Here is an 18,366-nt window from a genome sequence, read left to right as displayed (position 1 = left end):
CGAACGTGTAGTCCATCCGAAAGGGAGACCCCGTGGCACAGGACGTGCTTACCGACCTTAACAAGGTCCGCAATATCGGCATCATGGCCCACATCGATGCCGGCAAGACCACCACTACCGAGCGCATCCTGTTCTACACGGGTGTGAACCACAAGATCGGCGAAACGCACGACGGTGCTTCGACGACCGACTGGATGGAACAGGAAAAGGAACGCGGCATCACCATCACGTCCGCGGCCGTGACCTGTTTCTGGAACAAGAACCAGATCAACATCATCGACACCCCGGGCCACGTGGACTTCACGGTTGAGGTTGAGCGCTCCCTGCGCGTCCTCGACGGTGCAGTTGCCGTGTTCGACGGCAAGGAAGGCGTGGAGCCGCAGTCCGAGACTGTTTGGCGCCAGGCCGACAAGTACAACGTTCCGCGTATCTGCTTCGTCAACAAGATGGACAAGCTCGGCGCTGACTTCTACTTCACCGTGGACACCATCGTTTCCCGCCTTGGCGCCAAGCCGCTGGTCATGCAGCTGCCGATCGGTGCCGAGAACGACTTCGTTGGCGTTGTTGACCTCCTTGAAATGCGCGCACTGGTTTGGCCGGGCGACGCCAAGGGTGACGTGACCATGGGCGCTTCCTACGAGGTCCAGGAAATTCCTGCCGACCTCAAGGAAAAGGCCGAGGAATACCGCGCACAGCTCGTTGAGACTGTTGCCGAGGCTTCCGAGGAACTCATGGAGAAGTACCTCGAAGGTGAAGAACTCACCCTCGAAGAGCTCAAGGCCGGCATCCGCAAGATGACCATCAACTCCGAGCTCTACCCGGTCTTCTGTGGTTCTGCGTTCAAGAACCGCGGTGTCCAGCCGATGCTCGACGCCGTTGTGGACTTCCTGCCGAACCCGCTCGACGTTCCTGCGATGATCGGCCACGATCCCCGCGACGAAGAGAAGGAACTGACCCGTAAGCCTTCCGCTGACGAGCCGTTCTCCGCTCTTGCGTTCAAGATCGCAGCACACCCCTTCTTCGGCCAGCTCACCTTCGTCCGCGTGTACTCCGGTCACGTCGACTCCGGTGCGCAGGTGGTCAACTCCACCAAGGGCAAGAAGGAGCGCATCGGCAAGCTCTTCCAGATGCACGCCAACAAGGAAATGCCTGTTGAGGGCGCTACCGCCGGCCACATCTACGCAGCGATCGGCCTGAAGGACACCACCACCGGTGACACCCTGTGCGATCCCGCAAACCAGATCGTCCTCGAGTCCATGAGCTTCCCGGAGCCCGTGATCTCTGTTGCGATCGAGCCGAACACCAAGGGTGACCAGGAGAAGCTCTCCACGGCCATCCAGAAGCTCTCCGCTGAGGACCCGACCTTCCAGGTCTCCCTCAACGAAGAAACCGGCCAGACCGTTATCGCGGGTATGGGTGAACTCCACCTCGACATCCTCGTTGACCGTATGCGCCGCGAATTCAAGGTTGAGGCCAACGTCGGCAAGCCGCAGGTTGCTTACCGCGAAACCATCAAGCGCGCTGTGGAGAAGGTTGACTACACCCACAAGAAGCAGACTGGTGGTTCGGGTCAGTTCGCAAAGGTCCAGGTCTCCTTCGAGCCCCTGGAAACCACGGACGGTACCTTCTACGAGTTCGAAAACAAGGTCACCGGTGGCCGTATTCCGCGTGAATACATCCCCTCCGTTGACGCTGGTATCCAGGATGCCATGCAGTTCGGTATCCTTGCCGGCTACCCGATGGTAGGCGTCAAGGCCAGCCTGATCGACGGCGCATACCACGACGTCGACTCCTCGGAAATGGCGTTCAAGATCGCCGGTTCCCAGGTGTTCAAGGAAGGTGCCCGCAAGGCCAACCCCGTCCTGCTCGAACCGCTGATGGCCGTCGAAGTACGTACCCCTGAGGAATACATGGGCGACGTCATCGGTGACCTCAACTCCCGCCGTGGCATGATCCAGTCGATGGAAGATGCTGCAGGCGTGAAGGTGGTCCGTGCGAACGTGCCGCTGTCCGAAATGTTCGGCTACATCGGTGACCTCCGGTCCAAGACCCAGGGTCGCGCTGTGTACTCGATGACGTTCGACAGCTACGCGGAGGTCCCGAAGGCTGTTGCCGACGAGATCATCCAGAAGACCCGCGGCGAGTAATCACCCCGGTAACGGATGCAATTCCGGTCCCGGGAAGGCATCTCAGCGTGTGTGGCAGGGCCACGGCGAAAGTCGTGGCCCGGCCCCCTGCGCAAACAGACTCCAGGAACTAAGATTGGTTCCTGAATCTGAAATTTCACCAAAACCAAGCCCCCAAGTAGACTTGCATGAGTTTCTGCCGCGAAAAGCGCGGCCGAGGAGCACGTCACTTGAAATCGTTCTAGGAGGAACCTGTGGCAAAGGCAAAGTTCGAGCGGACTAAGCCGCACGTCAACATCGGCACCATTGGTCACGTTGACCACGGTAAGACGACGCTGACTGCCGCCATTTCCAAGGTGCTGTACGACCAGTACCCGGATCTCAACGAGCAGCGCGACTTCGCGTCCATCGACTCTGCTCCGGAAGAGCGCCAGCGCGGTATTACCATCAACATCTCCCACGTGGAGTACCAGACCGAGAAGCGTCACTACGCACACGTTGACGCCCCGGGTCACGCTGACTACATCAAGAACATGATCACCGGTGCTGCCCAGATGGACGGCGCAATCCTCGTGGTTGCCGCTACCGATGGTCCGATGGCACAGACCCGTGAGCACGTTCTGCTCGCCCGCCAGGTTGGTGTTCCCTACCTGCTGGTCGCACTGAACAAGTCGGACATGGTTGAGGACGAGGAACTCCTCGACCTCGTCGAAATGGAAGTTCGTGAGCTCCTGAGCTCGCAGGGCTTCGATGGCGACGACGCTCCCGTTGTTCGCGTTTCCGGTCTGAAGGCTCTGGAAGGCGACCCGGTTTGGGTCAAGTCCGTCCAGGACCTGATGGCAGCTGTCGACGAGTCCGTTCCGGACCCCGTACGTGACCGCGACAAGCCGTTCCTGATGCCGATCGAAGACGTCTTCACCATCACCGGCCGTGGCACCGTTGTTACGGGCCGCGCCGAGCGTGGTACCCTCGCCATCAACTCCGAGGTTGAGATCGTCGGCATCCGCCCGATCCAGAAGACCACGGTTACCGGTATCGAGATGTTCCACAAGCAGCTCGACGAAGCATGGGCCGGCGAGAACTGTGGCCTCCTGCTCCGTGGCCTCAAGCGCGACGATGTCGAGCGTGGCCAGGTTGTCGTCAAGCCGGGTTCCATCACCCCGCACACCGACTTCGAGGCAAACGTCTACATCCTTTCCAAGGACGAAGGCGGACGTCACAACCCGTTCTACTCGAACTACCGCCCGCAGTTCTACTTCCGTACGACGGACGTCACCGGCGTTATCACCCTGCCCGAGGGCACGGAAATGGTTATGCCTGGCGACAACACTGAGATGACCGTTGAGCTCATCCAGCCGATCGCAATGGAAGAGGGCCTCGGCTTCGCTATCCGTGAAGGTGGCCGCACCGTTGGTTCGGGACGTGTTACCAAGATCATCAAGTAGTTTCTGCTTGTAGATCGGGACGCTGCCGTTTCGGAAGCAACCCACAGAAGAACCCCATCGCCTCGGCGGTGGGGTCCTTCTTTGCTATCATTAATCCATCGTCTTGATTAATGCGGGCAGGTCTGTGCAAACAGCCGTGCCCTGGGCACAATAGGGGGCTGCCGTGTACGGATTCATGGGCACAATCGGGGGCTTGCTGTTCCTGGTGCTGGTCGCCGCTGGCGGATTTGCGCTGGGCCTGGTGCGTGGACGCGGGCGGTCTCCCAAGGGTTCCGCACAGCAAACGGACGACGGCGGCGCCTACCGCGCGGGCTATCTCGCCGGCCATATGGCTGGTTGGCGCGATGCCTTGGCGAAGACGCAGGCTGCTCCGCGTGGCTCGGCCAGCCCGACCCGTGGCGGGGCGGGAACGTGGACCCCGCCGCCGGGATGGCCCGGGCAGACAACGGGTCCCCACCCGCCCACCCACCCCGTCCCGTCGATGGGTTGGCGGCAACCCGCGCCGCCGATGCAGCCGCAACAACCCGCGCCGCCGATGCGGCCGCAACAACCCGCACAGCCGGGGTTTGCAGCGCAAACCATGGCGCCGCCGTCGTCCGTTCTTGCAGGACAGCCGCTGCCACCTGCGCCGCAGCACGCACGTGTCCGTCCTGAAAGCGCGGAGGAGGTGGCCGCGCGCAAGGACAAGCGCGACCGGCAGAACATCAACATCACTCTCTACGTGGCAAGCCTGCTGCTGGTGGCTGCGGGTGCGTTGTTCGTGGGTACGAGCCTGCCGGAGATGTTCAGGTTCGTTGCGTTGTGGGGGATCACGGTCCTGTTCTACGTGGCCGGTTTGGTCCTTCATCCCCGCGTTCCACGGCTTCGTCCGGCGGCTCTGGCGTTCACTGGCACCGGCCTGGCCCTGGTGCCGATCACTGGCCTGGCGATGTACAACTTTGCCCTGCACAACGGACCGCTCGCTTGGTTGGCAACATCGTTGCTTGGTACAGGCGCTTACGTGTTTGCGGCCGTGCGCTTGAACAACAAAGTCTTGGCCTGGCTCTCCTTGAGCTTCGTGGTGTCAACCGCCTGGTCCGGAGTGTCCGTGCTTGGCGGTGCCTTGGTCTGGTACTTCATTTCCTTGATCGCTGTAGCGGTCGTCCTGACGTTGCTCGCCCTGGCCCACCCCCGCTGGGTATCGCCGCTGTACGTACAACCACTGATGGCCCTGCATCCCTTTGTTGTTCCAGCAGTAGGGCTGGCCGCAACTGTCACGCCAAACGTTCTTGCCAAAGGCGAGTACCCGCTGGTGATGGCCATCTGCGGCACCTACTTTGCGGTGATGATGCTGGTCCCCGCGGCCCGATACCGGAATGGCCACTTCTTCGCCGCGCGTGCAGCGTTCACGCTCGCCATCATTGCCTCGGTGTGGGACGGCACCTCGGATGTCAGCTTGGCCATGCTGGCGGCAGTTGCCTGCCTGGGTGTCCAGGCGATCGGGATGTCATATGCCGGCAAGGCGGTCACGCCCAGGACCTGGTGGAACGACGCCGTGTCCTGCTTGGGATTTCAACTCCTTGTTGCCTTGGTCTTGACGGTGGTGCTTGGCGTCGGGGCCTTCGACCTGCCCAAGTACGTACCTTTCCTGGTTGTGCTGCCCACGGCGATGGTGCTGGGGTGGAGGCTGCGGCAAGGCGTCGCCTTCGCGCCGGCGGCAGTGCTTTGCTGTTCCCTGGTGCTCGCTGACTTGGTGGGCGCCTGGCCGTTGGCTTTGATGCTTGGCGCCACCGGGGCTTACTGGTTTGCGTTGGCGGCCCTTGCCCGCGGATTCCTTGGCAGGTGCCTGGTGCTGGCTGGGCGCCTTGCTTTCACCTTTGCCGTCCCCGCAGTCGTGGCCGGGGTGCTCGTGGGTCACCAGGAGCGGGTTCCGCTGACCGTGCTGGCGTTCGTGGTGGTGGCCGGAGTTCAGCAAGTGCTGAGTGCTGTCTTTGAGCGACGGGGCTTCGGCGTGGTGGCGGCGCGGGCCAGTACCGGACTCTTCGGCTGTGCTGCGGCTCTTGGATTGTTGGTTCTTGCCGTCCTGGAACATCTTCCGGGACACCCTGTGTTGGTTTCCGGAGTGCTGGCGCTGCTGGTCGCGGGGCTTGCCTCGGGATGGATGGCCTTCCCCCGGGTGCTGGTGCCACCAACCACCGGACAAAGCCGGACCCCTTGGCGCCTGACCATCGGCGAACTCCTTGCACCGGGTGCAGGCATGGTGGCTTTGTTGGTTTCTGCCACTGCTGTCTCCCGCGGAGCCGCCAACCTGGTGTTGCTGGCGATAACAGCCTATCTGCTGGCTACGGCCCTGCGCCTTCCCGTCTCGGTCCATCGGAGGGTCTACTGGTGGCTTGCCCGTGCCGCGGGCACAGTCCTCGTGGCATCGGCCTACGCCGATCTGCAGGGGCACGGGTGGGCCTTGGGCCTCGCTGGTGAGGACGTGACCGTGGCCTCCGTCGTGGTGTGGGTCCTGGCCGGGCAATTGCTGGTGGTCCTGGTGGCCGGGCGACGCGGAACTTCGCTCCAAACAGTCACTGCGGATGTGGGTGTACTTCTGGCAGCGATGGCAGTGGCAACCATCTCATTCAACGTTGCCACGCGGGTGCCCGCCCTCACGGCGTACGGTGGTTGGCAGCCCGGAGCTGCGGCCATCGTGACCACCCTCGCAGCGGCAATCTGCTCGATAGCTCTGCGCAGCCACCGGATCGCGTGGATCTTTGCGCCGGCGTCCGTGGCCCTGCTGCTGCTCCGGGCAGGCTCTGTGAGGGACGTCGAAATCATGCTCGGCATCCTCCTGGCCTACGGTTGCATCATGGCCGTGCTGGCTCAGGCCAAGCCGGTTCGCGGAGCCTACCTCGTGGCGGTCCGCGTAGCATCCGCGGCTCTGGTGACGCTTGTTGCCGCGGACGTTGCCGATTCGACGGCGGTGCCCTGGTTGGCGCTCGGGTTGGTCACTTTCCTGCAGCTCATCACGCATTGCCTGGCGCATCGCAGGCTTGATGACGTTCCCTTCCAACGGGTTGCTCTCTGGTCCACGCTGGGCCTCCAGGCCGGACTGCCGCTCGTTTACCTCCTGGTTGGCGATTTCGACGGCGGCGGCCGTTGGGTGCTCCTGCTGGGCTTGGCACTCGCTGGCCTCGCGTCGTTGTTGGTGCGCCGGACGCTGCGTGCTGCGGTGGCACTGTATCCCGGACTCGCGGCGGTCACCTTGACGGTGGTTTTCGCTGGGCCATTCCTGAACTTCCCGTCCACCACGTTCCTGCACCACGCGGTGTTGGACAGGTTCCAGGTTCCGGTTCTCCTGCTGGCATGCGCCATGGTGGTGACGCTCGCAAAGACGTTGCTGCGGGGCCGTCCTACCCGTGGCGCCGGAGGAGCGGACCGATGGCTGTGGTTTGTCTCGGCTGTGGTATTCGCCGGCACTGCTTGCTTGGCCACTGTTGATACGTCACCGGGCATGGTGGGTGGGGCTGTCCTGGCCGTCGCGATTGTCTTCTTCGCTGCCTCCCACCTGGAATCAATACCCTCCTTCTACGCGGGCGCGGCGCCCACCGCCTTGGTGGGTGCCGTTACCGCCGTCGGGGGTTTGCTCGATGCGGGAGCAGCGGGTCCGTGGGCCGACTTCCTGCCGTGGCTCGTTGGGGGAGTGGGCATGGGGTCCCTGCTGTACGGCCTCCGTTGGTTTGGCGGTCTCAACGTGGCTGGCCAGCCAGGAAGGCGGGCATCGCTGGCTGCGACCACGCTGGTGGCCTACCTTGCAGGGGCAGCTGTGGGCTTGGCCCACGACTCCACGGCACTGGCGGGCGCGTTCCTGCTGGCAATCGCTGGCGGCATCGCTGCGGCGGAAGTGCCGCATCAGAAGCACTTGGTGGCGGAAGTTGCTGCCATTGTTGCACTGGTCGGTTTTCAGCGGGCACTGCTGTTCGTGGACGGCGCCCGCCCGGATTGGTTCTGGGCAGCCCAGTGGTACGTGGTTACCGCAGTTGTTTTGGCAGGGGTGCGCTATGTGCGGGGCCACCGGGGAGACGCCATCCTGCGACTGGGCGTTGCTTCCGGATTCTTGTCGCTCAGTTCAGTGGCCACCATTTTCGGCGGAACGCCCCCGCAGCAGGTCTACGTCCTGGCGGCCCATGCCGCACTCCTGGGCGTGGGATTGCTGTTGTCCGAAAGGCTCTTCACGGCGTGGGGCGCAGCCGGGGTGGCCGCGAGCGTCATGTGGGCCTTGAGGTCATATGCCTTTGCCCTGCTGGCACTCGTTGCCGTGGCCCTCATTGTCCTCGCCGTCTGGCGGTTGAACCGCGGACCCCGTCCATCCGATCGCGCTGCATCCGATGGCAGTGGGCGCGGCGGGGAGGGAGTCGGATAGTGTTGCTTGGGTAGAAAGGATCAGCATGGAATTCCTGATTTTCCTGGTCATCGTTGTTGGCATCGGCGGAGGCGTCCTGTGGGGTCGCAAGTACTTCCGGAATGAGATCGACCGGGCCAAGCGCATCAACCGGGCCAACAAGAACAAGTAGGTTTTTAACCCGATCGGGTTAAGCGTGGTGCCTCCGGGCGCGCTCAAGTGCCCTGAGCCAGTAGAACGATTCCTTGGGCGTCCGTTCGAGGGTTTCGAAGTCCACGTGAACCAGTCCGAAGCGCTGGGAGTACCCGGCGGCCCATTCGAAATTGTCCAGCAACGTCCACACGTAATAGCCGCGGAGGTCCACGCCCTCGGCTTGCCCGCCTGGTCCCGTTGCCGTGAGGGCATGGCCCAGGTGCTCTGCCAGGTACGTGATCCGGTCGGTGTCCTGGACTGGGCCGCTGACATGGTCCGGCTCCGGGAAGCTCGCGCCTCCTTCGGTGATGTAGATCGGCGGGAGCGACGCCCCGTACCGCCCTTTCATCTCCTGCAGCAGCGTTGCCAGCTGTTCAGGCGCCTCGGGCCAGCCGAATCCCGTGACCGGGTATTCCTGGTAGGCGGCCAGATGGAAAGGAACGTTCACCATTTCCTCGGCCGTGCCGGTGGGTATTTCCGCCGGTCCGCGGCCAGAGGCCACCTTGATGGGGTAGTAGTAATTCACGCCGTAGAAGTCCAGCGGCTGGGCGATCACTGCGAGGTCGCCGTCCTGGACCGGACCCAGGGAGCGGAACCATGGCCACAGCGCGAAATGTGGCTTGGGGTATTGGCCCAGCAGAATGGCATCGGCATAGATGCGGTTGAGGATCAGGTCGAGGGCCTCGGCCATGAGCCGGTCGGAGAGCTTGTTGGTGGCAGGGCGGACCGGGGAGTGCATGTTGGAAATGCCGATCTGTCCGGAAACCCCTGCGGCGCGCAGTGCCTGCACGGCCATGCCATGGCCAAGGAGTTGATGGTGGGCCGCGGGCAGGCAATCGAAGAGGAGTTGGTGACCCGGGGCGTGGGCGCCCAAAGCGTATCCCTGCAACGTGACTGACACCGGTTCGTTGACAGTGACCCACGAGTCCACCCGGTCGCCGAAACGCTCAGCGACGATCGCACTGTAGGCGGCAAAGCGCAACGCCGTCTGCCGGTTCAACCAGCCACCGGCGTGCTCCAGCGGGAGGGGAGTGTCCCAGTGGTAAAGCGTGACCATGGGGGAGATCCCGGCAGCGAGCAGCTTGTCGATCAAGCGGTCGTAGAAATCCAGGCCCCGCTGGTTGATGGATCCCTGGCCATCAGGCTGGATCCTTGGCCAGGACAAGGAGAAACGGTACGAGTCCACCCCGAGCTCCTGCATCAGGGCGATGTCCTGGTCGGCACGGTTGTAGTGGTCGCAAGCAATGGCGGGGGAGCCGCCGTCGACGATTGCTCCCGGCTTTTCCGAGAAGGCGTCCCAACCCGACGGGCCCCGGCCGTCAGTAGTAAGGGACCCTTCGATCTGGAACGCGGCTGATGCGACGCCGAGCGTGAATCCCGGACGAAGGCGCGCGGCAAGATCTTCCACAGAACCCGTATCCTGGACGGTCATTCACCTATCATCCATACCGCGGCTCGGCTGTGGCAATGGGCTGAAGAGGCCCGATTAGCCATCGGCTCCGATTTCCGGCATACTGGATGAGTTGTTCAAGCGCTTCTTCGCGTCCCGATCCGGATAATGCCGGGTGCCAGGGTCCAAGCTGAAGCCCAAACATAACCCTGAACCCCATGGAATGCGGTCGAGTTTGCGTGAAAATCGCGACACGCCCGACCGCGGGGGTCGGTGCGCCGGCAGGTTGAGGAACCCGGAATTATCCGGATTCAGCTTGTGCGGCGTGTGGTGGTAAATCCTCAAACGCTTCGGCGGCCACAACAACAGGTAAGTAAACAGAGCAGCCCTAACTAGAGCAGCACTAGCTGAAAGAGAGTCAGGCGACATGGCGGGACAAAAAATCCGCATCCGGCTGAAGTCATATGACCACGAGGTCATTGATGTTTCAGCGCGGAAGATCGTTGAGACGGTCACGCGCGCAGGCGCAACGGTAGTCGGCCCGGTGCCGCTGCCCACGGAGAAGAACGTTTACTGCGTTATTCGCTCTCCTCACAAGTACAAGGACAGCCGTGAGCACTTCGAAATGCGTACTCACAAGCGTCTGATCGACATCATCGACCCCACGCCGAAGGCCGTTGACTCGCTTATGCGTCTCGACCTGCCTGCCGACGTGAACATCGAAATCAAGCTCTAGGGAGGTGCTGAGAGACTATGACCGCAACCCGTAACGTAAAGGGCCTGCTGGGCACGAAGCTCGGCATGACCCAGGTCTGGGACGAGAACAACAAGCTCATCCCGGTAACTGTTGTCCAGGCTGACTCCAACGTCATCACCCAGCTCCGCAACGCTGAGTCCGATGGCTACGTCGCCGTACAGATCGGCTACGGCCAGATCGACCCCCGCAAGGTCACCAAGCCGCTGGCTGGTCACTTTGAGAAGGCAGGCGTAACTCCTCGCCGCCACGTCGTCGAACTGCGTACCGCAGACGCCGCATCCTACGAGCTGGGCCAGGAGCTCTCTGTTGAGATCTTCGAAGCCGGCCAGAAGATCGACGTCGTCGGCACCTCCAAGGGTAAGGGCTTTGCCGGTGTTATGAAGCGTCACGGCTTCTCCGGTGTTGGCGCTTCCCACGGTGCCCACAAGAACCACCGTAAGCCTGGCTCCATCGGTGGCGCATCCACCCCGAGCCGCGTCTTCAAGGGTCTGAAAATGGCCGGCCGCATGGGCGCCGTTCGTCACACCACGCTGAACCTCACGGTTCACGCTGTTGACGTTGAGAAGTCGCTGCTCCTTATCAAGGGTGCCGTCCCCGGTGCCCGCGGCCAGGTCGTACTCGTACGTTCCGCCGTGAAGGGAGCCTAGTTCAATGACTAGCACTGTCAAGGTTGACCTGCCTGCAGAGATCTTCGACGTCCAGACCAACGTGCCCCTGCTGCACCAGGTTGTCGTCGCCCAGCTCGCTGCTGCCCGCCAGGGAACCCACAAGACCAAGACCCGCGCCGAGGTTTCCGGTGCCGGTCGCAAGCCGTTCAAGCAGAAGGGCACCGGCCGCGCCCGTCAGGGTTCCATCCGTGCTCCGCACATGACCGGCGGTGGCATTGTCCACGGTCCCACCCCGCGCGACTACAGCCAGCGCACCCCCAAGAAGATGAAGGCTGCTGCTCTCCGCGGCGCCCTGTCTGACCGCGCCCGTAACGACCGCATTCACGTCATTGAGGCCCTGGTTGCCGGCACCAAGCCGTCCGCCAAGGAAGCCCTGGCGTCGCTGCGTGCGGTTTCCGAGCGCAAGAACCTGCTCGTTGTGATCGAGCGCGCCGAAGACGTTGCCGCACTGTCCGTGCGCAACCTCGCAGATGTTCACGTTCTGTACGCAGACCAGCTGAACACCTACGACGTGCTGATCTCTGACGACGTGGTCTTCACCAAGGCTGCTTTCGATGCGTTCGTCGCTGACAAGGCAAAGAACGAGGAGGCCTCCAAGTGAGCGTAACCACCATCAAGGACCCGCGCGACGTCGTGCTTGCACCCGTCGTTTCGGAAAAGAGCTACGGTCTGATCGACGAAGGCAAGTACACCTTCCTGGTGGACCCCCGCTCGAACAAGACCGAGATCAAGCTGGCCGTGGAGAAGATCTTCTCCGTCAAGGTCGACTCGATCAACACCATCAACCGTGCCGGTAAGCGCAAGCGCACCAAATTCGGCTGGGGACAGCGCAAGAGCACCAAGCGTGCAATTGTCACCCTCAAAGAAGGCACAATCGACATCTTCGGCGGTCCGCTCGCGTAGCGGAGACCACTTTAACGAGGAAATAAATTATGGGAATCCGTAAATACAAGCCGACTACCCCGGGCCGTCGTGGCTCGAGCGTAGCCGACTTTGCTGAAATCACGCGGTCGACTCCGGAAAAGTCGTTGCTGCGTCCGCTGCACAAGACCGGCGGCCGTAACAACACCGGTAAGATCACCACCCGTCACAAGGGTGGCGGACACAAGCGCCAGTACCGTCTGATCGACTTCCGTCGTCACGACAAGGACGGCATCAACGCCCGCGTTGCCGAAATCGAGTACGATCCGAACCGCACGGCTCGCATCGCCCTCCTGCACTACGTTGATGGCACCAAGCGTTACATCATCGCCCCGAACAAGCTGTCCCAGGGTGACTTCGTCGAGGCTGGTCCCGACGCTGACATCAAGCCGGGCAACAACCTGCCGCTGCGCAACATCCCGGTTGGTACCGTTATCCACGCAGTTGAACTGCGTCCGGGTGGCGGCGCCAAGATGGCCCGCTCCGCAGGTGCTTCGGTTCAGCTCGTCGCCAAGGAAGGCCGCTTCGCACAGTTGCGCCTGCCCTCCGGCGAAATCCGCAACGTTGACGTGCGCTGCCGCGCAACCGTCGGCGAGGTTGGCAACGCCGAGCAGTCGAACATCAACTGGGGCAAGGCCGGCCGTATGCGCTGGAAGGGCGTTCGCCCGACCGTCCGTGGTGTAGCCATGAACCCGGTTGACCACCCGCACGGTGGTGGTGAAGGTAAGACTTCCGGTGGTCGTCACCCGGTCAACCCGAACGGCAAGCCCGAGGGCCGTACCCGCCGTCCGAACAAAGAGAGCGACAAGCTTATTGTTCGTCGCCGCCGTACTGGCAAGAACAAGCGATAGGAGCCTGGACACATGCCACGCAGCCTGAAAAAAGGTCCTTTCGTTGACCAGCACCTCTTTGTGAAGGTCGCACGGGAAAACGATAAGGGCACCAAGAACGTCATCAAGACCTGGTCCCGCCGTTCGATGATCATCCCCGACATGCTCGGGCACACGATCGCCGTACACGACGGACGCAAGCACATCCCGGTGTTTGTCACTGAGTCGATGGTCGGGCACAAGCTCGGCGAATTCGCTCCTACGCGGACATTCCGCGGCCATGTTAAGGACGACCGTAAGGGCAAGCGCCGCTAAGGCGCCTGACCTTACGTCTTAGACGAGAGAAGGAAAGCAATGGAAGCCAAGGCAATTGCGCGTCACATCCGCGTAACGCCTATGAAGGCCCGGCGCGTCGTCAACCTTGTTCGTGGCAAGCAAGCGAATGAGGCTCTGGCAATTCTGAAGTTTGCCCCCCAGGCAGCTTCGGAGCCGGTATTCAAGGTACTTCAGTCGGCAATGGCCAACGCACGCGTCCTCGCGGACCGTGACGGCGTTGCATTCGACGACAGTGACCTCTTCATCAGCGAAGCATTCGTTGATGAGGGCCCGACCATGAAGCGGTTCCAGCCGCGTGCCCAGGGCCGCGCCTACCGCATCAAGAAGCGGACCAGCCACATCACCGTGGTCGTCGCAACCCCGGAGAAAGAGGAGGCTCGCTAAGTGGGACAGAAAGTAAACCCGCACGGGTTCCGACTCGGCATCACCAGCGACCACGTTTCGCACTGGTTTGCTGACAGCAACAAGCCGGGCCAGCGCTACAAGGACTTCGTCCGCGAGGACATCAAGATCCGTCAGCTCATGTCCACGGGCATGGAGCGCGCCGGCATCGCCAAGGTCGAGATCGAGCGCACCCGCGACCGTGTCCGCGTGGACATCCACACGGCACGTCCGGGCATCGTCATCGGCCGCCGCGGCGCTGAAGCAGACCGTATCCGCGGCGAGCTCGAAAAGCTCACCGGCAAGCAGGTCCAGCTGAACATCCTCGAGGTCAAGAACCCGGAGATCGAAGCACAGCTCGTTGCCCAGGGCATCGCAGAGCAGCTGACTTCCCGCGTGGCTTTCCGCCGTGCGATGAAGAAGGCCATGCAGTCCGCACAGCGCGCAGGTGCCAAGGGTATCCGTGTTGCTTGCTCCGGCCGTCTGGGTGGCGCAGAAATGTCCCGCTCGGAGTTCTACCGCGAAGGCCGTGTGCCCCTGCACACCCTCCGCGCGAACATCGACTACGGCTTCTACGAAGCCAAGACCACCTTCGGCCGCATTGGTGTGAAGGTTTGGATCTACAAGGGTGACGTCACCGCCAAGGAACTGGCACAGCAGGCAGCTGCTGCTCCGTCCCGTGGCCGTGGAGGAGACCGTCCGGGCCGCCCGGGTGGCGACCGCCGTCGTCGTAACGACCGTCCGGCAGCTGAGGCAGCACCCGCTGCCGTTGAAGCACCGGCCGCTGAAGCTGCTGCTCCGGCAGCAGAAGGAGGACAGGCTTAAATGCTTATCCCACGTCGAGTCAAGCACCGTAAGCAGCACCACCCGGGTCGTTCCGGCGCTGCTACGGGTGGCACCAAGGTCACTTTCGGTGAGTACGGCATCCAGGCCCTGAGCCCGGCATACGTCACCAACCGTCAGATCGAGTCCGCCCGTATCGCGATGACCCGCCACATCAAGCGTGGCGGTAAGGTCTGGATCAACATCTACCCGGACCGTCCGCTGACCAAGAAGCCTGCCGAAACCCGTATGGGTTCCGGTAAGGGTTCCCCGGAATGGTGGGTCGCAAACGTCAAGCCGGGCCGGGTTCTCTTCGAACTCTCCGGTGTCAATGAAGAGGTAGCTCGCGAGGCCCTGCGCCTGGCAATCCACAAGCTCCCGTTGAAGGCACGCATTGTGCGTCGCGAAGGTGGTGAATAGAAATGGCAGTAGGGTCGAAGGATCTCGCACCCGCACAGCTGGACGGTTTCGACAACGAGCGTCTCGTTGAAGAACTCCGCAAGTCCAAGGAAGAGCTGTTCAACCTGCGTTTCCAGTCCGCCACCGGTCAGCTGGAGAACCACGGTCGTCTGCGCGCGGTAAAGAAGGACATCGCACGCATCTACACCGTTCTTCGTGAGCGCGAGCTGGGCATTCGTGCCGAGGTTGCCGCACCGGTTGTGGAAGCCAAGGAAGAAAAGAAGTCCAAGAAGGCTGCCAAGGCAGAAGCTGCCGAGGTTGAAGCTGGAGAGGACGCCAAGTGAGCGAGAAGGAAAACGTGACGGAAGCAGCAGCCAGCGCTGAACAGCGCGGTTACCGTAAGACGCGTCGCGGCTACGTAGTCTCCGACAAGATGGAAAAGACCATCGTTGTTGAGGTTGAAGACCGCGTGAAGCACGCTCTGTACGGCAAGGTTATTCGCCGCACCTCGAAGATCAAGGCTCACGACGAGCAGAACACCGCCGGCATCGGCGACCTCGTTCTGATCGCCGAGACCCGCCCGCTGTCCGCTACCAAGCGGTTCCGCCTGGTGGAGATCCTCGAAAAGGCCAAGTAAATCCGACGCCGGGCATGCCCGGCCGGGCTTACTGGAAGGGCCCGCGTTCCTTACGGAGCGCGGGCCCTTCCGCTTTTCCTGCCAGTTATGGTATGGCCTCAAAGCATGCTAAGATTTTGAGTTTGTATGGCGCCATTTGTGCGTCATCAACCACCTCGTAAACAATCGTGCCACTGCATACTGCCCCGCGCAGGGTTTTCCTGCAAGGGAAGCTGATGCTTGTGGCACGGGCGTTTAGGCCTGTTCTGGCAAAATCCAGGCAGGTCCAGAGACACCCCGATCAACCGTTCCGCAAGGCTCATTCCGTATGCATGATTTCGGTCTGAGAACCGGCGCGACGCAAGGAGTAAAAATTGATTCAGCAGGAGTCGCGACTCAAGGTCGCCGACAACACGGGTGCTAAGGAAATCCTTACCATTCGCGTTCTCGGTGGATCCGGCCGTCGCTACGCAGGCATTGGCGACGTCATCGTCGCAACCGTCAAGGACGCTATCCCTGGCGGCAACGTAAAGAAGGGTGACGTCGTCAAGGCTGTCATCGTTCGTACCAAGAAGGAACGCCGCCGTGCGGATGGTTCCTACATCAAGTTTGACGAGAACGCAGCTGTGATCCTGAAGAACGACGGTGACCCCCGCGGTACCCGTATCTTCGGCCCGGTTGGTCGTGAACTTCGCGACAAGAAGTTCATGAAGATCGTTTCGCTGGCCCCGGAGGTGCTTTAGTCCATGGCTAAGATCAAGAAGGGTGACCTGGTTCAGGTCATCACCGGCGCCAAGCAGGAACGCGGCGGCGACCGCGGCAAGCAGGGCAAGGTCCTGCGCGTATTCCCGGACACCAACCGCGTGTTGGTCGAGGGCATCAACCGCGTCACCAAGCACACCAAGGTTGGTCAGTCCCAGCGCGGCACCAAGACCGGCGGCATCGAGGTTGTTGAAGCCCCGATCCACGTGTCCAACGTTGCTCTGGTAGACCCGTCGACCAAGAAGCCGACCCGCGTTGGTTTCCGTCTCGACACCGTTGAGAAGGACGGCCGCACCAAGACCGTTCGTATCCGCGTGTCCAAGGCCACCGGGAAGGACATCTAATGACTGAGACTCTCGAGACTCCAGTGAAGATCGTTCCGCGTCTGAAGACGAAGTACGCAGAGACCATCAAGAAGTCCCTGCAGGACGAGTTCAACTACGCGAACGTGAACCAGGTTCCCCGCCTGGTGAAGGTTGTTGTGAACATGGGTGTTGGAGATGCCGCCAAGGACTCCAAGCTGATCGACGGCGCTGTCCGCGATCTCACCCTGATCACCGGCCAGAAGCCGCAGGTAACCAAGGCCCGCAAGTCGATTGCACAGTTCAAGCTGCGCGAAGGCATGCCGATCGGTGCACACGCAACCCTGCGTGGCGACCGCATGTGGGAATTCGTGGACCGTCTGGTATCGCTGGCACTGCCGCGTATCCGTGACTTCCGCGGCCTCAACGGCAAGCAGTTCGATGGCAACGGCAACTACACCTTCGGTCTGACCGAGCAGGTTATGTTCCACGAAATCGACCAGGACTCCATCGACCGCGTTCGCGGCATGGACATCACGGTCGTCACCACCGCCAAGACCGACGACGAAGGCCGCGCGCTGCTCAAGGCGCTTGGTTTCCCGTTCAAGACTGAAAACTAACTACGTAACAGGTCCGGCAGCGCAGGCTCATGAGAGCAAGCGCCGCGGAAACCATTACGAGGAAGGGCTATAGCCCAAATGACTATGACAGATCCTGTCGCAGACATGCTCACGCGTCTGCGCAATGCAAACTCGGCATACCACGACTCCGTGACCATGCCGTACAGCAAGCTGAAGGCACGCGTTGCCGACATCCTGAAGGCAGAAGGCTTCATCGCCGGCTGGAAGGAAGAGGAAGCCGAAGTTGGCAAGAAGCTGACCATCGACCTCAAGTTCGGTCCGAACCGCGAGCGTTCGATCGCTGGTGTCCGCCGCATCTCCAAGCCGGGTCTCCGCGTTTACGCGAAGTCCACCAACCTGCCTCACGTGCTGGGTGGCCTGGGTATCGCAATCCTGTCCACCTCTTCCGGCCTCCTGACTGACAAGCAGGCCGGCAAGAAGGGCGTGGGCGGCGAAGTCCTCGCTTACGTCTGGTAACGGGAAAGGAAGAGAATAATGTCACGTATTGGACGTCTCCCCATCACCGTTCCCGCCGGCGTTGAGGTCAAGCTTGATGGCTCCGTCATCAGCGTCAAGGGTGCCAAGGGAGAGCTGAGCCACACTGTTGCCAGCCCGATCGAGGTTTCCCTCGAAGAGAACACCCTCACGGTCACCCGCCCGAACGACGAGCGCAACTCGCGTTCGCTGCACGGCCTGACCCGTACCCTGATCGCCAACATGATCCAGGGCGTCACCGAGGGCTACGAGAAGAAGCTTGAAATCGTCGGTACCGGTTACCGCGTTCAGGCCAAGGGCGCTGACCTGGAGTTCGCTCTGGGCTACAGCCACCCGGTCAACGTCTCGGCTCCCGAGGGCATCACCTTCGCAGTGGAGGGCCCCACGAAGCTCTCTGTTTCGGGTATCTCCAAGCAGCAGGTCGGCGAGGTTGCTGCCAACATTCGCAAGCTGCGCAAGCCCGACCCCTACAAGGGCAAGGGTGTCCGTTACGCCGGCGAAGTCATCCGCCGCAAGGTCGGAAAGGCTGGTAAGTAAACCATGGCCATCGCAATTAACAAGAAGCGTTCGAACAAGAGCAAGTCTGCTGCACGCAGCCGCCGCCAGCTTCGTATCCGCAAGCGCATCACGGGCACGGCTGTTCGTCCCCGCCTGATCGTCAACCGTTCGGCACGTCACGTGTTCGTTCAGGTTGTCGATGACAGCAAGGGCGTCACCGTGGCTTCGGCTTCCACCCTCGAAGCCGACCTCCGCGCTTTCGACGGTGACAAGACGGCCAAGGCCAAGCGCGTTGGCGAACTCGTCGCCGAGCGTGCCAAGGCTGCAGGCATCGAAGCTGTTGTCTTCGACCGTGGCGGTAACAAGTACCACGGCCGCATCGCCGCCGTCGCTGACGGTGCTCGCGAAGGTGGGCTGGCACTGTGACCGCTGAAAACAAC

The 18,366-nt window shown here is 61.9% G+C and carries 22 protein-coding genes; 21 read left to right on the top strand and 1 reads right to left on the bottom strand.

What is annotated here, in order from left to right:
- The first annotated feature begins 32 nt into the window (after positions 1-32).
- From fusA to ACIQT2_RS06385, 4 genes are all read left to right on the top strand, one after another.
- The gene (fusA, locus tag ACIQT2_RS06400; protein WP_397325852.1) at positions 33-2,147 is read left to right on the top strand and encodes an elongation factor G; all 2,115 of its coding nucleotides are present in this window, start codon (positions 33-35) and stop codon (positions 2,145-2,147) included.
- Between the two features lie 233 nt (positions 2,148-2,380).
- Positions 2,381-3,571: an elongation factor Tu gene (tuf, locus tag ACIQT2_RS06395; protein ID WP_021472401.1), complete on the top strand. Its 1,191-nt coding sequence runs from the start codon at positions 2,381-2,383 to the stop codon at positions 3,569-3,571.
- Between the two features lie 175 nt (positions 3,572-3,746).
- On the top strand, positions 3,747-7,958 hold the full coding sequence (locus ACIQT2_RS06390; protein WP_402944637.1) for a hypothetical protein: 4,212 nt from the start codon (positions 3,747-3,749) through the stop codon (positions 7,956-7,958).
- A gap of 25 nt (positions 7,959-7,983) precedes the next feature.
- Positions 7,984-8,109 (top strand): hypothetical protein, encoded by a 126-nt coding sequence (locus tag ACIQT2_RS06385; protein ID WP_400329118.1) that lies wholly within the window; start codon positions 7,984-7,986, stop codon positions 8,107-8,109.
- A gap of 18 nt (positions 8,110-8,127) precedes the next feature.
- Here the strand turns inward: ACIQT2_RS06385 and ACIQT2_RS06380 are convergent, their stop codons facing one another.
- On the bottom strand, positions 8,128-9,561 hold the full coding sequence (locus ACIQT2_RS06380; protein WP_402944634.1) for a GH1 family beta-glucosidase: 1,434 nt from the start codon (positions 9,559-9,561) through the stop codon (positions 8,128-8,130).
- Between the two features lie 385 nt (positions 9,562-9,946).
- Between ACIQT2_RS06380 and rpsJ the strand changes: the two genes are divergently transcribed.
- The 17 genes from rpsJ to rplR all read left to right on the top strand — a co-directional run bounded on the left by rpsJ (position 9,947) and on the right by rplR (position 18,352).
- Positions 9,947-10,255 (top strand): 30S ribosomal protein S10, encoded by a 309-nt coding sequence (gene rpsJ / locus ACIQT2_RS06375; RefSeq protein WP_003803825.1) that lies wholly within the window; start codon positions 9,947-9,949, stop codon positions 10,253-10,255.
- Positions 10,256-10,272: 17 nt separating this feature from the next.
- Positions 10,273-10,923, top strand: coding sequence for a 50S ribosomal protein L3 (rplC, locus tag ACIQT2_RS06370; RefSeq protein WP_347108077.1), 651 nt, complete (start codon positions 10,273-10,275; stop codon positions 10,921-10,923).
- A 4-nt stretch (positions 10,924-10,927) separates the two neighbouring features.
- Complete coding sequence (rplD, locus tag ACIQT2_RS06365; RefSeq protein WP_400329124.1) at positions 10,928-11,545, top strand: 50S ribosomal protein L4; 618 nt, start codon at positions 10,928-10,930, stop codon at positions 11,543-11,545.
- Complete coding sequence (gene rplW, locus ACIQT2_RS06360; RefSeq protein ID WP_011775593.1) at positions 11,542-11,847, top strand: 50S ribosomal protein L23; 306 nt, start codon at positions 11,542-11,544, stop codon at positions 11,845-11,847. Before rplD ends, rplW begins: the two co-directional genes overlap by 4 nt.
- Before the next feature lie 29 nt (positions 11,848-11,876).
- Positions 11,877-12,716 (top strand): 50S ribosomal protein L2, encoded by an 840-nt coding sequence (gene rplB, locus ACIQT2_RS06355; RefSeq protein WP_021472409.1) that lies wholly within the window; start codon positions 11,877-11,879, stop codon positions 12,714-12,716.
- A 12-nt stretch (positions 12,717-12,728) separates the two neighbouring features.
- Positions 12,729-13,010, top strand: coding sequence for a 30S ribosomal protein S19 (rpsS, locus tag ACIQT2_RS06350; RefSeq protein WP_011775591.1), 282 nt, complete (start codon positions 12,729-12,731; stop codon positions 13,008-13,010).
- A 39-nt stretch (positions 13,011-13,049) separates the two neighbouring features.
- Entirely contained in the window at positions 13,050-13,415 is a 366-nt protein-coding gene (rplV, locus tag ACIQT2_RS06345) for a 50S ribosomal protein L22 (protein ID WP_021472410.1), read from the top strand.
- Positions 13,416-14,237, top strand: a complete 822-nt coding sequence (gene rpsC, locus ACIQT2_RS06340; protein WP_387435059.1) for a 30S ribosomal protein S3 — start codon at positions 13,416-13,418, stop codon at positions 14,235-14,237.
- Positions 14,238-14,654 (top strand): 50S ribosomal protein L16, encoded by a 417-nt coding sequence (rplP, locus tag ACIQT2_RS06335; RefSeq protein WP_021472412.1) that lies wholly within the window; start codon positions 14,238-14,240, stop codon positions 14,652-14,654.
- Between the two features lie 2 nt (positions 14,655-14,656).
- The gene (gene rpmC / locus ACIQT2_RS06330) at positions 14,657-14,977 is read left to right on the top strand and encodes a 50S ribosomal protein L29 (protein WP_347108074.1); all 321 of its coding nucleotides are present in this window, start codon (positions 14,657-14,659) and stop codon (positions 14,975-14,977) included.
- A complete protein-coding gene (rpsQ, locus tag ACIQT2_RS06325; RefSeq protein ID WP_144659419.1) occupies positions 14,974-15,270 on the top strand; it encodes a 30S ribosomal protein S17 in 297 nt (98 codons plus the stop codon). The genes rpmC and rpsQ overlap by 4 nt, the downstream gene beginning before the upstream one ends.
- A 353-nt stretch (positions 15,271-15,623) precedes the next feature.
- Entirely contained in the window at positions 15,624-15,992 is a 369-nt protein-coding gene (rplN, locus tag ACIQT2_RS06320) for a 50S ribosomal protein L14 (RefSeq protein WP_003803789.1), read from the top strand.
- 3 nt (positions 15,993-15,995) lie between these two features.
- Positions 15,996-16,355 carry a 50S ribosomal protein L24 gene (gene rplX / locus ACIQT2_RS06315; protein ID WP_144659420.1) on the top strand — a complete coding sequence of 120 codons (360 nt, stop codon included), beginning with the start codon at positions 15,996-15,998 and terminating at the stop codon, positions 16,353-16,355.
- On the top strand, positions 16,355-16,933 hold the full coding sequence (rplE, locus tag ACIQT2_RS06310) for a 50S ribosomal protein L5 (protein WP_144659421.1): 579 nt from the start codon (positions 16,355-16,357) through the stop codon (positions 16,931-16,933). The genes rplX and rplE overlap by 1 nt, the downstream gene beginning before the upstream one ends.
- A 78-nt stretch (positions 16,934-17,011) precedes the next feature.
- On the top strand, positions 17,012-17,410 hold the full coding sequence (gene rpsH / locus ACIQT2_RS06305) for a 30S ribosomal protein S8 (protein ID WP_397325848.1): 399 nt from the start codon (positions 17,012-17,014) through the stop codon (positions 17,408-17,410).
- 18 nt (positions 17,411-17,428) lie between these two features.
- Positions 17,429-17,965: a 50S ribosomal protein L6 gene (rplF, locus tag ACIQT2_RS06300; protein WP_347108069.1), complete on the top strand. Its 537-nt coding sequence runs from the start codon at positions 17,429-17,431 to the stop codon at positions 17,963-17,965.
- Between the two features lie 3 nt (positions 17,966-17,968).
- The gene (gene rplR / locus ACIQT2_RS06295; RefSeq protein WP_397325847.1) at positions 17,969-18,352 is read left to right on the top strand and encodes a 50S ribosomal protein L18; all 384 of its coding nucleotides are present in this window, start codon (positions 17,969-17,971) and stop codon (positions 18,350-18,352) included.
- The last annotated feature ends 14 nt before the right edge of the window (positions 18,353-18,366 follow it).

This window comes from Paenarthrobacter sp. NPDC090522 (genome assembly GCF_044769225.1).
Classification (GTDB): domain Bacteria; phylum Actinomycetota; class Actinomycetes; order Actinomycetales; family Micrococcaceae; genus Arthrobacter.
The sequence above is the reverse complement of the archived record's forward strand: the minus strand, read 5'-3'. Positions and strand labels throughout refer to the sequence as shown.

Coding starts and splice junctions, on each gene's coding strand:
- ACIQT2_RS06390 (WP_402944637.1), top strand. CDS start 3,747: ATGGGCACAATCGGGGGCTTGCTGTTCCTGGTGCTGGTCGCCGCTGGC.
- ACIQT2_RS06385 (WP_400329118.1), top strand. CDS start 7,984: ATGGAATTCCTGATTTTCCTGGTCATCGTTGTTGGCATCGGCGGAGGC.
- ACIQT2_RS06380 (WP_402944634.1), bottom strand. CDS start 9,561: ATGACCGTCCAGGATACGGGTTCTGTGGAAGATCTTGCCGCGCGCCTT.
- rpsJ (WP_003803825.1), top strand. CDS start 9,947: ATGGCGGGACAAAAAATCCGCATCCGGCTGAAGTCATATGACCACGAG.
- rplC (WP_347108077.1), top strand. CDS start 10,273: ATGACCGCAACCCGTAACGTAAAGGGCCTGCTGGGCACGAAGCTCGGC.
- rplD (WP_400329124.1), top strand. CDS start 10,928: ATGACTAGCACTGTCAAGGTTGACCTGCCTGCAGAGATCTTCGACGTC.
- rplB (WP_021472409.1), top strand. CDS start 11,877: ATGGGAATCCGTAAATACAAGCCGACTACCCCGGGCCGTCGTGGCTCG.
- rpsS (WP_011775591.1), top strand. CDS start 12,729: ATGCCACGCAGCCTGAAAAAAGGTCCTTTCGTTGACCAGCACCTCTTT.
- rplV (WP_021472410.1), top strand. CDS start 13,050: ATGGAAGCCAAGGCAATTGCGCGTCACATCCGCGTAACGCCTATGAAG.
- rplP (WP_021472412.1), top strand. CDS start 14,238: ATGCTTATCCCACGTCGAGTCAAGCACCGTAAGCAGCACCACCCGGGT.
- rpmC (WP_347108074.1), top strand. CDS start 14,657: ATGGCAGTAGGGTCGAAGGATCTCGCACCCGCACAGCTGGACGGTTTC.
- rplX (WP_144659420.1), top strand. CDS start 15,996: ATGGCTAAGATCAAGAAGGGTGACCTGGTTCAGGTCATCACCGGCGCC.
- rplE (WP_144659421.1), top strand. CDS start 16,355: ATGACTGAGACTCTCGAGACTCCAGTGAAGATCGTTCCGCGTCTGAAG.
- rpsH (WP_397325848.1), top strand. CDS start 17,012: ATGACTATGACAGATCCTGTCGCAGACATGCTCACGCGTCTGCGCAAT.
- rplF (WP_347108069.1), top strand. CDS start 17,429: ATGTCACGTATTGGACGTCTCCCCATCACCGTTCCCGCCGGCGTTGAG.
- rplR (WP_397325847.1), top strand. CDS start 17,969: ATGGCCATCGCAATTAACAAGAAGCGTTCGAACAAGAGCAAGTCTGCT.